This is a genomic window from Solibacillus cecembensis (genome assembly GCF_050272495.1).
GTDB classification, from domain to species: Bacteria; Bacillota; Bacilli; order Bacillales_A; family Planococcaceae; genus Solibacillus; species Solibacillus cecembensis.
This window is the reverse complement of sequence record NZ_JBNNMF010000001.1, coordinates 243,152-254,788: the sequence shown is the minus strand read 5'-3', so window position 1 is coordinate 254,788 and position 11,637 is coordinate 243,152. Positions and strand designations below refer to the sequence as shown.

At 37.3% G+C, this 11,637-nt stretch carries 13 protein-coding genes and 1 other annotated feature; all 13 genes read left to right on the top strand.

The features are described from left to right. The first annotated feature begins 2 nt into the window (after positions 1-2). A complete protein-coding gene (gene sigE, locus ACQKIH_RS01360) occupies positions 3-710 on the top strand; it encodes an RNA polymerase sporulation sigma factor SigE (RefSeq protein WP_057985804.1) in 708 nt (235 codons plus the stop codon). Between the two features lie 82 nt (positions 711-792). Then, positions 793-1,563, top strand: a complete 771-nt coding sequence (gene sigG, locus ACQKIH_RS01355; RefSeq protein ID WP_057985806.1) for an RNA polymerase sporulation sigma factor SigG — start codon at positions 793-795, stop codon at positions 1,561-1,563. Between the two features lie 137 nt (positions 1,564-1,700). Beyond that, complete coding sequence (locus tag ACQKIH_RS01350) at positions 1,701-1,940, top strand: PRC-barrel domain-containing protein (RefSeq protein WP_057985807.1); 240 nt, start codon at positions 1,701-1,703, stop codon at positions 1,938-1,940. Between the two features lie 75 nt (positions 1,941-2,015). Then, a complete protein-coding gene (locus ACQKIH_RS01345) occupies positions 2,016-2,684 on the top strand; it encodes a YggS family pyridoxal phosphate-dependent enzyme (RefSeq protein ID WP_427763014.1) in 669 nt (222 codons plus the stop codon). Between the two features lie 12 nt (positions 2,685-2,696). After that, positions 2,697-3,206 carry a cell division protein SepF gene (locus tag ACQKIH_RS01340; protein ID WP_427763012.1) on the top strand — a complete coding sequence of 170 codons (510 nt, stop codon included), beginning with the start codon at positions 2,697-2,699 and terminating at the stop codon, positions 3,204-3,206. A 36-nt stretch (positions 3,207-3,242) separates the two neighbouring features. Then, positions 3,243-3,500 carry a YggT family protein gene (locus ACQKIH_RS01335; RefSeq protein WP_057985813.1) on the top strand — a complete coding sequence of 86 codons (258 nt, stop codon included), beginning with the start codon at positions 3,243-3,245 and terminating at the stop codon, positions 3,498-3,500. 120 nt (positions 3,501-3,620) lie between these two features. After that, on the top strand, positions 3,621-4,409 hold the full coding sequence (locus tag ACQKIH_RS01330) for a YlmH family RNA-binding protein (RefSeq protein WP_427763010.1): 789 nt from the start codon (positions 3,621-3,623) through the stop codon (positions 4,407-4,409). Positions 4,410-4,504: 95 nt separating this feature from the next. Then, a complete protein-coding gene (locus ACQKIH_RS01325; RefSeq protein WP_427763008.1) occupies positions 4,505-5,050 on the top strand; it encodes a DivIVA domain-containing protein in 546 nt (181 codons plus the stop codon). 69 nt (positions 5,051-5,119) lie between these two features. After that, positions 5,120-5,344: a binding site (T-box leader), on the top strand. Between the two features lie 73 nt (positions 5,345-5,417). Then, positions 5,418-8,183: an isoleucine--tRNA ligase gene (gene ileS, locus ACQKIH_RS01320; protein WP_427763006.1), complete on the top strand. Its 2,766-nt coding sequence runs from the start codon at positions 5,418-5,420 to the stop codon at positions 8,181-8,183. Positions 8,184-8,279: 96 nt separating this feature from the next. Continuing rightward, positions 8,280-9,002, top strand: a complete 723-nt coding sequence (locus ACQKIH_RS01315) for an AzlC family ABC transporter permease (RefSeq protein ID WP_427763004.1) — start codon at positions 8,280-8,282, stop codon at positions 9,000-9,002. Beyond that, on the top strand, positions 8,999-9,325 hold the full coding sequence (locus ACQKIH_RS01310) for an AzlD domain-containing protein (RefSeq protein ID WP_427763002.1): 327 nt from the start codon (positions 8,999-9,001) through the stop codon (positions 9,323-9,325). The genes ACQKIH_RS01315 and ACQKIH_RS01310 overlap by 4 nt, the downstream gene beginning before the upstream one ends. A gap of 162 nt (positions 9,326-9,487) precedes the next feature. Continuing rightward, positions 9,488-10,630 carry an FIST signal transduction protein gene (locus ACQKIH_RS01305; protein WP_427763001.1) on the top strand — a complete coding sequence of 381 codons (1,143 nt, stop codon included), beginning with the start codon at positions 9,488-9,490 and terminating at the stop codon, positions 10,628-10,630. A gap of 5 nt (positions 10,631-10,635) precedes the next feature. Then, complete coding sequence (locus ACQKIH_RS01300; RefSeq protein ID WP_427763000.1) at positions 10,636-11,616, top strand: methyl-accepting chemotaxis protein; 981 nt, start codon at positions 10,636-10,638, stop codon at positions 11,614-11,616. Positions 11,617-11,637 lie beyond the last annotated feature (21 nt).

The window sequence follows — 11,637 nt, the reverse complement described above, 5'->3', positions numbered from 1 at the left end:
TATTGCTTCAAAAAATTAAAAACATATTATTAAACTTATTTAGCAAGTATTTAAAAAAAGGGACTTATTATATAGGAGGACATGATTCATTGCCAATTCCACTTACAAGAGAAGAAGAAGTTGTTGTCGTTGAAGCGTTTATGGGCGGAGATTTACATGCTAGAGATATGCTAATTGAGCGCAATTTGCGTTTAGTTGTTTATATAGCAAGAAGGTTTGATAATACAGCTACACCGATAGAGGATTTAATTAGTATCGGTTCAATTGGCTTAATTAAGGCGATTGAGACATTTAATTTAGACAAAAATATTAAATTGGCGACTTACGCTTCTCGTTGTATTGAAAACGAAATTTTAATGCATTTGCGAAAAACAAGCCGAATGAAGGGAGAGGTTTCGCTAGATGAGCCCTTAAATTCTGATGCAGATGGTAATGAGTTGTTGTTATCGGATATTTTAGGAACAGAAGAGCATATTATTACAATGGATGTTGAACGTAAGCTAGAAAGACAGCATATGTTTGGTGCGATTGATAAATTAACACCAAGAGAAAAATACATTATGGAATGTCGTTTTGGATTAAATGGCAAAGAAGAAATGACACAAAAAGAAGTGGCTGATCATTTAGGCATTTCACAATCTTATATTTCGCGTTTAGAGAAAAAAATCATTTTAGATTTACGCGAGCATTTAAATGAGCCGATTGCATAAGTATGGTTAAAATTGGTGTGCATACAGTTTTTTATTCCGGACAAACTTAAACGAAAGAGAAAAGTCCGGAAGGTGAGATTGAATGCGTACTAAAGTTGAATTATGCGGAGTCGATACTTCTACATTACCCGTATTAAAGCATGAGGAAATGAAAAGTCTTTTTATTCGTTTACAACAAGGAGAAGACTATGTTCGTGAAGAATTAGTTGTTTGTAACTTGCGTCTAGTGCTAAGTATTGTAGGCCGATTTGCTTACCGAGGTGAGCAGGCGGATGATTTGTTCCAAGTTGGTTGTATTGGTCTTTTAAAAGCAATTGATAATTTTGACTTGAAGCATAACGTTCGCTTCTCAACATATGCTGTACCAATGATTATTGGTGAGATTCGCCGTCATTTACGTGACCACCATTCATTACGTGTATCCAGATCTTTACGTGACATAGCATATAAGGCAATGAAAGCAAAAGAAGCTTTTATTGCAGAATTTTTAGTAGAGCCAACGATTGAACAAATTGCACAGGCAATTGAGATGAAAAAAGAGGATGTTTTATTTGCGTTAGATGCAATACAAGATCCGATGTCCTTGCAAGAGCCAATCTATTCGGATGGTGGCGATGCTATTTTTATGATAGATCAAATTAAAGATCAAGTCACGGAAGATCAATGGGTCGGGGCTATTTCCGTACAAGAAAGCTTAAAAAAATTAGATGTAAGGCAACAAATGATTGTGACAAAACGCTTTTATTATGGAGAAACGCAAACAGAAATTGCACAATCTCTAGGGATTTCACAAGCACAAATTTCCAGAATCGAAAAGAGTGCGATTGAAATGATGAAGCGTGATTATCGATAAAAAAGGATGAACCCTCATACACTCAACATGAAAAATGACACAACTCGGTCTAACTTGATCTTGTTGTGTTTTTTAATTGTATCCTATGAATAATGTTGAATTCAAGTTGCATTTGATTGAAATGAAAGGATGGGAAAATGCGTTTTTCATCTGTGCAGGAAAAAGAGATTATTGAGGCATCAAGTGGAAAGTTTATTGGCTACATTGTAGATGCAGAGGTTTGTGAAAAGGATGGAATCATTTTAGCGTTTATTATTGCTACGCCAAAAAAGTTTTATCACCTATTTCAAGGGGAAGAGAGTACTAGGAAAGTCTCATTTAGTCATATACTCACAGTCGGGAAAGATGTTATTCTCGTAAAAACAAGCGAGGAATAGGTCGCGCTATTCATTGAAAATTATGTTCGCCCTTGATACAATGAAAGAAACTATTGTTGTAAAGTTGGGAAAAAAGTGACGAAAATAGAAAAAAAATTAGAATTCATTCAAAAACAAATAGAAAATGCAAAGCTACGAACAAATCAAATGCAAGAAGTGAAGATCATTGCTGTTACAAAGGAAGTAGATGTAACACGTACAGAAGAAGCGATTACAGCAGGACTTACTCATCTAGGTGAAAATCGCCCAGAAGGTTTGGCAAAAAAGCTAGAAGCGATTCATTCTGATGTGGAATGGCACTATATCGGTTCATTACAAACACGCAAAGTAAAACAGGTTATTGCACAAATTGATTACTTACATTCATTAGACCGCTTAAGTTTAGCCGAAGAAATAGAAAAACGTTCAACAACTATTGTGAAATGTTTTGTTCAAGTAAATGTTTCGGGCGAAGATTCTAAGCAAGGCTTAACTAAAGAGCAAGCTTTACAATTTGTAAAACAGCTACAATCGTTTACAAAGATTGAAGTTGTAGGATTAATGACGATGGCGCCCTTTACAGAAGATGAGCAGGTAATCCGCCAAGTTTTCCGTGAGTTAAAACAGTTGCAACAGGAAGTTGTACAATTATGTTTACCGAATGTACCATGTACAGAACTGTCGATGGGCATGTCAAATGACTATGAGATTGCAGTTGAAGAAGGTGCGACATTTGTGAGAATTGGAACAGCTCTTGTTGGCTAAGGAGGAAGTAATATGAGCATAAAAAATATTTTCGACAAATTCTTCTACCTAGAAGATATGGAAGATGAACAAGCTCCAGGTCAAGCGACACCAAAGCAACAACCTGCTCCTAAGCCTGTTTCATCATCAAAGCAAGAACAGATGCCGCAGCAGGTTATCCAAAATCGTATGAAAAAAGAACGAAAAATTCAGCCGCAAATACGCAATAGTGAAGTAGATATTCCAAATAATGTCGTAAGTTTGCAAGCTGCGACTTCATTAAAGAATTCGAAACTTGTATTAGTAGAGCCGCGAGTTTATGCAGAAGCACAAGATATTGCAGAGCAGTTAAAAAATAAACGAGCGACTGTTGTTAATTTGCAACGTATTGATCGTGATCAAGGGAAGCGAATAATCGATTTTTTAAGCGGAACAGTGTATGCTTTAGGTGGCGACATTCAACGTATCGGAACAGATATATTCCTATGTACTCCTGAAAATGTAGAAGTATCTGGTGAAATATCGAATTTTGTGTTTGAATAATCGAGTAATCTTTTAAGTAGAGAGGTATAAAAAACTATGATCTATACATTAGTAGAAACAGCATTTCTCGTATATCGATTTATGCTCATAGGTTACATATTGATGTCTTGGATACCGGCGCTGCAAGAGTCAGCTGTTGGGAAATTCCTTGAGACAGTATGTGAACCGTATTTAGGCTTTTTCCGTAAGTTTATTCCACCAATTGGTATGATTGATATTTCTCCAATCGTTGGACTATTTGCACTTATGTTCATCCAACAAGGTGTATACATCGTACTTGGATATTTTCTTTAAGATGTAATCCCTCTGCTTTAATGTAGGGGGGTTCTTTTTAATATGATTAGAATACATCACTCGTGCAAAATCGATTGGGTGAGAAGGTATACATAAATAAAACTAGGGGAAGGTGATTTTATGCAGCATGTAATTCAACATTTTCGGAAAGATGAGCAGCCGTTTATCGAACAAGTTATCGGATGGCAACGTGAAGTGGAGGATCGTTATGCCCCGAAGTTAACAGATTTCCTTGATCCAAGGCAACGATTTATTGTCGAGGCAATCACCCATCAATCAGAGGACCTCCATGTTTTTACTGATGGGCTTTTTGAAAATGCCGAAAGACAGCGAATGCTAATTGCACCTTCTTATTTTCAAGCGACGAAGGAAGATTTTCAAATTGCGTGCTATACAATCAATTACCCATCTAAATTTGTTCAAATCAAACATCCAGATGTACTAGGTGCGTTATTATCGATAGGGTTAGATCGTAGTAAATTTGGCGATATTCGTCTAGCTGAAAATACGGTGCAATTTACAATGGCTACGGAAATTGTGGACTATGTTCGTGCAAATTTAACAGGTATTGGTAAAGTGAAGGTGCATGTTGAGGAAATCCAATCAACTGTACCCTTACTTCAAAATGAAGAGCAATGGATTGAAAGTTCCTATACGGTTTCTTCTATGCGTTTAGATGTGGTTTTAGCAACGGTTGCCAATATATCGCGCCAAAAATCACAAAATTTAATCAGTTCGGGTAAAGTGAAAGTAAACTGGACTGTACGAGAATCGACCTCTTTTGAATTACAAGAAGGGGATATTATTTCTGCTCGGGGCTTCGGAAGAGTGAAAATAATTATGACAGAAGGTCGAACAAAAAAGGACAAGATCCGATTGCAAATAGGACGATTAGAGCAAAAACTATAAATTACCAGCATTATTTACGAAAACTTGATGTTATTCAACGTAGAAACCATTATAATAAGTTTTAAATACATTCGTGCAAAGGAGAGTCGAACGATATGCCATTATCACCTCTTGATATACATAATAAAGAATTTACACGTGGATTCCGTGGTTATGCAGAAGACGAGGTAAATGAATTTTTAGATCAAATTATTAAAGATTATGAGATTCTTTTACGTGAAAAGAAAGAGTTAGAAGACAAAGTAAAATCCATGTCAGAACAAATGAAACATTATAGTTCACTGGAAGAAACATTACAAAAATCAATCGTTGTAGCTCAAGAGGCTGCTGATGAAGTCCGTCGCAACTCTCAAAAAGAATCAAAGCTAATTGTAAGAGAAGCGGAAAAAAATGCGGATCGTATTGTAAATGATGCGATGACAAAAGCGCGTAAAGTGACGATTGAAATAGATGAATTAAAGAAACAATCGAAAGTTTTCCGCAATCGTTTTAAAATGCTCGTTGAAGCGCAATTAGACTTGTTGAATACAGATGATTGGGACCATCTACTAGAATATGATGTAGATCTTACAGAAATCCAAGATCACAACCGTCCTGAAGAATCAGGTGACATGTTAAAAGAAGGAAAATTAACGTATTAATGAATTGTGCTTGACATTCTGATAGTCCTTTTCATATACTGAAAAATAACTAATGAGATGCAATTTGCAACAAAGGCAAAGACGGAGACAGTATGTTTACATTTGTGGTGAAGCGATTCGAGGATGGTGAAAGCTCGAACGAAGCAAGTTTAACAGAAAATCACTCCCGAGCTAAATAGCTGAAATTTTTAGTAAGCTATTTCGTTTTACACGACGTTACAGTGTCTAATGAGGCAATATGATGTATTGCAAAATTAGGGTGGTACCACGAGAGTTATGCTCCTCGTCCCTTTCCATAGGGATGAGGGGCTTTTTTGTATTTTATAACAGGTGTTTACATTTAAATTATTTTAGGAGGCTTTTTAAAATGGTAGAGTATAAAGAAACATTATTAATGCCGAAAACAGATTTCCCAATGCGCGGTGGCTTGCCGACGAAAGAACCACAAATTCAAGCACAGTGGGATGAAATGGATATTAACAAATTAGTAAAAGAGCGTACAGCAGGTCGCCCACACTTCGTATTACACGATGGCCCTCCATATGCAAATGGTGATATCCACGTAGGTCACGCATTAAATAAAGTAATTAAAGATATGATTAACCGTCAAAAATCGATGACAGGTTATTATGTTGATTATATTCCGGGTTGGGATACACATGGTTTGCCAATCGAGCAAGCTTTAACAAATAAAGGTGTTAAGCGTAAAGAAATGTCGATTGCAGAGTTCCGTGAGCTTTGTGAAAAATATGCATATGAACAAATCGCGAACCAAAGTGGCCAATTCCAACGTTTAGGCGTACGCGGTGACTTTGAAAACCCATATATTACATTAAAACCTGAATTTGAAGCGCGTCAAATTGAAGTATTCGGTAAAATGGCGGAAAAAGGCTATATTTACAAAGGCTTAAAACCTGTTTATTGGTCACCATCTTCTGAGTCGGCTTTAGCTGAAGCGGAAATCGAATATAAAGATGTTGAGTCGTATTCAATTTATGTAGCTTTCGGCATTAAAGATGCTAAAAATGTCGTGCCAGCAGATGCAAAATTTGTTATTTGGACGACAACACCTTGGACAATTCCAGCAAACTTAGGTATTTCAGTGAATCCTGAATTCACATATGTCGTTGCAGAAACAAATGGTTCAAAATACATCGTAGCGAAAGATTTACTGGCTACATTATCAACTACTTTTGGTTGGGAAGATGTACAAATCGTTCAAGAAGTAAAAGGGCAAGAACTAGATATGCTTGTTGCAGAGCACCCAATTTACAAGCGTGATTCATTAGTAATGGTAGGAGATCATGTAACGGCTGATGCAGGTACAGGATGTGTTCATACAGCACCTGGACATGGTGAAGACGATTATCAAATTGGGAATCGTTACGGCTTAGAAGTATTATCTCCAGTAGATAACGGTGGTTGTTATACAGATGAAGCGCCAGGATTTGAAGGGCTATTCTATGAAAAAGCAAACCCGATTGTCGTTGAGAAGCTAAAAGAAGAAGGTGCATTGTTAAATGTATCGAAATTCAAGCACTCTTATCCACATGATTGGCGTACGAAAAAACCAGTAATTTACCGTGCAACACCACAATGGTTTGCGTCTGTGGAAATGTTCCGTGATGAATTATTAGGTGCAGTAAAAGCGACTGAATTCACACCAGCATGGGGCGAAACACGTCTTTATAATATGATTCGTGACCGTGGAGATTGGGTAATTTCTCGTCAACGTGCATGGGGTGTTCCGATTCCAATTTTCTATGCAGAAAACGATGAACCAATCATTACACCAGAAACAATCGCGCACATTTCGAAATTATTCCGTGAGCACGGTTCAAATATTTGGTTCCAAAAAGAAGCTAATGAATTATTACCAGAAGGCTTTACACATCCAGGTAGCCCGAACGGTAAATTCACGAAAGAAAATGACATTATGGACGTTTGGTTCGACTCAGGTTCGTCACACCAAGGTGTACTTGTTGAGCGCGGTATGAAATATCCTGCCGACCTGTATTTAGAAGGCTCTGACCAACACCGTGGCTGGTTCAACTCATCATTAATCACATCGGTTGCGATTAACGGTTATGCACCATATAAAGGGTTATTAACACACGGTTTCGTATTAGATGGTGAAGGACGCAAAATGTCGAAATCACTTGGTAATACAATTGATCCAATAAAAGTAATGAATCAATACGGTGCGGATATCCTACGTATGTGGGTAGCATCAGTAGATTATACAGCGGACGTACGTATCTCAATGGATATGTTAAAGCAAGTTTCTGAAACATACCGTAAAGTACGTAACACATTGCGCTTCTTACACGGCAACGTAACAGATTTCAATGCTGCAACAGACCGTGTAGCTTATGAAGACTTACGTGAGATGGATCAATACATGTATATGCGCTTACAAGATGTTGTGAAAACAATTCGTGCAGCATATGACCGTTATGACTTCTCAACGGTGTATTCAACAGTGAATAACTTTGTAGCAATCGAGCTTTCTTCATTCTACTTAGATATCGCGAAAGATGTTGTATACATTGAGGGTACGGATAATAAAAACCGTCGTGCAATGCAAACAGTTATGTACGATACATTAATGGCGTTATTAAAATTATTAACACCAATGATTCCTCATACGATGGAAGAGTTATGGGAGTATGTAGAAGTAGAAGGTAAAGTGCAATCGATCCAATTAATGGACTTCCCTGAAGTGGACGAAAAAGCGAACTTTACTGAACTACGCACGAAATGGACGAAATTAATTGCTGTTCGTAATGAAGTGTTAAAAGCATTAGAAGAAGCACGTAATGCGAAAACGATTGGTAAATCATTAGAAGCAAAAATTTCAGTTTATGCAGATAGCGAAACAGCTGAATTATTAAATGATGAAAAAATTGACTTTGCACAGCTGTCAATCGTTTCACAATTTATAGTTGCAGGTAGCAAAGAAGATGCACCGGCAAACAGCCTAGCTTTAGAAAAAACAGCACTTGTTGTTGAAAAAGCAGACGGTGAAAAATGTGAACGTTGCTGGACAATTACTGAAACAGTTGGTGCAGTAGAAGCACATGCTACATTATGTAAGCGTTGTGCGGATGTGGTAGAGAACTATTACGTATAACATGAACGAGAACGCTATTGTCGATTTGGCAATGGCGTTCTTTCTACATATTTTCAGTTATCTGAAAAGATAGACGATTCATTAGGAGGATTTTGAATGGGAAATGAACAGATCCAGTCGAATTCTTATACACCAGATACCTTTATGCAAGGTGTAAAAGACTGTGTTCCGACGTTATTAGGTTATATAAGTATTGGGGTAGCCTTTGGGGTTGTTGGCATTGCATCAGGTATTTCTGTATTGGAAATTTTTTTATTGTCGGTACTTGTATATGCAGGTTCGGCACAATTTATTTTTTGTGGTTTATATTTAGCAGGTGCACCTGTAACGGCGATTGTCGCGACGATTTTTATTGTAAACCTTCGTCATTTATTAATGTCCTTAACAATTGCGCCGTATTTTACAAAGCATTCGACTCTTCGAAACATCGGCTTTGGCACATTATTAACGGATGAAACGTTTGGGGTTTCTGTTGTGGCTGCAAGTAAGGAAGGTCGTCTCGGTGGCAAGTGGATGGATGGTTTAAATGTGACGGCTTATACAACGTGGATTGCCGCTTGTACATTTGGTGGGGTTGTTGGCCAATGGTTGCCGAATCCAGAGAAATGGGGGTTGGATTATGCCCTTGTAGCGATGTTCGTCGCTTTATTAATTTTAACATTAGCGAGCATTCCAAAAACGAAGCTTATGCATTACTTGAAGTTAATCGTGTATATGGTTGTATGCATGTACGGCTTATTGTATTTTGTGCCGGGACATTTAGCGGTATTATTGTCCACGTTAGCAGTAGCGACGATTGGGGTGGTGACTGAAAAATGACGACGACAATTTGGATTGTACTTGTTATTTTAGGTTGTGCAGTTGTCACTTGGTTGCCGCGAATTTTACCGTTTGTTTTTGTGAAAAACGTCAAAATGCCTGATGTTGTGTTGAGATGGCTTGCTTACATACCGGTATGTATTTTATCAGCGCTTGTTATTGAAGGGATGTTTGTGAAAGAAGCGCAACTAGTGACGATTGATTGGCTTCATTTGTGCGCGTTTATTCCAACTTTACTCGTTGCATTAGTGACGAAAAGCTTGTCAAAAACAGTTGTTGCGGGAGTGATAACGATGGCTGCGCTCCGTTTTTTCTTTAGCTAAATGATTCACTGGGAGACTGACTTACTTACTTACTTAGTTTTATCGCTAGGTGGGTCTTTTTTTAGAGTGCATTCAGTGAATTAAATTTGAAATATGATATATGTTATAATTTTTTTAAATAATAAAATGTGGGGAATACAGTTTTGTAGGAGGGGATCATCGATGGATTATATTTACTCAACGTTAACGACAACGCGTCAGCCAGAAAAAGCAGTGGAAGAGATAGCGCGTAATTTACATAAAGAACCAGGCTTCGTTTTGTTTTTTGCAAGTACAGTTTACTCATTCGAAAAACTAACAGAATTATTTAAACAAAAGTATCCACAAGCTCAAATTGTCGGTGTTACAACAACGGGTGAAATTGGGCCACAAGGTTATAGTGAATACAGTTTGTCAGCGCAAAGTTTTTCTGGGGAATTTGGTAAAGTACAAGCTGTTTTGATGAAGGATATCGTGAAGTATCCAATTTTCGATAGGGGAAATTTAGTGCAGGCGGCAAAATCAATCGGCATACAAGTTGGATCAAAGACGATTGAAAAAGAAGGGCTTGGATTTGTTTTTCCAGTCGGCTTAAAGGCTGGGGAAGAAAAGATGTTGTCAGTCGTGAATTCAATCTTTCACTACGATGGATTTCCGATTTTTGGAGGTACAGCAGGTGATGATGCGAAGTTTGTGACGACGAAAGTTAGTGTTAATGGTGAAATAACATCAACTGGTGGAGCGGCAATCTTTTTAAAGCCTGTTGTAGATTTTTATATTTATAAAGAAAATATATTTAAAAGTACGGGAAAACAAGTCAAAATAACAAAAGCGGATGCAGAAAAACGGATTGTGTATGAAATGAACAATCGACCAGCTGCGGAAGTTTATGCGGAGTTACTAAAGGTTCCTAAAAATGACTTAGGAAAGCATTTTGCATTACATCCACTGGGGCGGAAATTTAATCAGGATTTTTTAATTGCCTCCCCATTTCAAGTGAAGTCTTCAGGAGAGGTTGAGTTTTATTGCCAGGTGTATGAGGGAGCAATCGTTGATATATTAGAGCCAAAAAATCCAGTGCTTGAAATGGAAAAAACGATTGCTGATTTTAGTGGTCGTTTTACACAGTTACATGGTGTATTAGGGTGTAACTGCATTTTACGTAAAGTCCAATTTCAAAATGAGCAACTGTTTTCAAAGTTGAATACGCAGTTAAGTGTTTTGCCAAATTTATGTGGTTTTTCAAGTTATGGTGAACAATTAAATAAGTCACAATTAAACCAAACATTGCTCCTTATTGGTTTTGGGAAATTACGAAAGGAGTGAACAACATGTTAAAGCAATTATTTATGAAAAATAAACTACCGGAAGACCTTCAACAGGAAGTCGATGCATTAACGCTTGAAGAACGTACCCAAGTCATTGCAAGTGTAGAAGAGTTATTAGATTTATTGCATGCAACGAATACGAAAAATACAGAAAGTGATAGCCTGTTTATGGAACGCATAACGGTTATTTCTGAATCCATTCAGCAAGATCAGCAGCTGTTACAAACTTCAAATGAACGCGCGCATTCCATTGTTCAAGAGACGGAAGAAATCCAACATATTACTACGAAGGTTGAAGCACAAGTTGAAAAAAATCGTCAGCTCATTGTCGAAGGTAGCAATCAAATGAATGAGCTATATGACCAAATGGAAAATGTTCGTGAGGTTTTTGAACAATTTGGACAATCGATTGGCGCAGTGCAACAACAAACGAAAGAAATTATAGATTTTGCAAAGTTAATTAGTGCCATTGCAGATCAAACGAATTTATTAGCATTAAATGCATCGATTGAAGCAGCTCGTGCAGGTGAACATGGCAAAGGATTTGCGGTGGTGGCGGCTGAAGTAAGGAAGTTAGCAGAGCAAAGTAAAAATGCGCTTATTCAAATTAACGGAAAAGTGCATGACATCGTTCAACATATGGAAGACGTTGTTGTGAATATTCATCAAGAGCAGCAAACGATTCAAAAGACACAGCAAATGTCTGCTGAAACAAAACAATATTTTGGTCGGATTGAGCAATCAGAAGCGCTCCTTGCAGAAAATATGGTAGCCATTCAACAAGCAACGAGTCAGACATTAAATCAAGTTGTATCATTTCAAATGTTATTAGAGCAAATTGTCGGATCTTCAAAACTATCAATGGAACAAATCGAACATTTATATCGATTTTCTGAAAATAAATCGTATAATGCGAATGATATGATTACATTTAATATACAAGTGAAGCATTTAATCACAGCGTTAAAAAATGACCGATTATAAGTAGCTGTAAAAGAATAGCCG

What these genes read in the sequence shown, in the direction of transcription:
- sigG (WP_057985806.1), top strand. Translation starts at nt 793, where the DNA reads ATGCGTACTAAAGTTGAATTATGCGGAGTCGATACTTCTACATTACCC.
- ACQKIH_RS01350 (WP_057985807.1), top strand. Translation starts at nt 1,701, where the DNA reads ATGCGTTTTTCATCTGTGCAGGAAAAAGAGATTATTGAGGCATCAAGT.
- ACQKIH_RS01340 (WP_427763012.1), top strand. Translation starts at nt 2,697, where the DNA reads ATGAGCATAAAAAATATTTTCGACAAATTCTTCTACCTAGAAGATATG.
- ACQKIH_RS01335 (WP_057985813.1), top strand. Translation starts at nt 3,243, where the DNA reads ATGATCTATACATTAGTAGAAACAGCATTTCTCGTATATCGATTTATG.
- ACQKIH_RS01330 (WP_427763010.1), top strand. Translation starts at nt 3,621, where the DNA reads ATGCAGCATGTAATTCAACATTTTCGGAAAGATGAGCAGCCGTTTATC.
- ACQKIH_RS01325 (WP_427763008.1), top strand. Translation starts at nt 4,505, where the DNA reads ATGCCATTATCACCTCTTGATATACATAATAAAGAATTTACACGTGGA.
- ileS (WP_427763006.1), top strand. Translation starts at nt 5,418, where the DNA reads ATGGTAGAGTATAAAGAAACATTATTAATGCCGAAAACAGATTTCCCA.
- ACQKIH_RS01315 (WP_427763004.1), top strand. Translation starts at nt 8,280, where the DNA reads ATGGGAAATGAACAGATCCAGTCGAATTCTTATACACCAGATACCTTT.
- ACQKIH_RS01310 (WP_427763002.1), top strand. Translation starts at nt 8,999, where the DNA reads ATGACGACGACAATTTGGATTGTACTTGTTATTTTAGGTTGTGCAGTT.
- ACQKIH_RS01305 (WP_427763001.1), top strand. Translation starts at nt 9,488, where the DNA reads ATGGATTATATTTACTCAACGTTAACGACAACGCGTCAGCCAGAAAAA.
- ACQKIH_RS01300 (WP_427763000.1), top strand. Translation starts at nt 10,636, where the DNA reads ATGTTAAAGCAATTATTTATGAAAAATAAACTACCGGAAGACCTTCAA.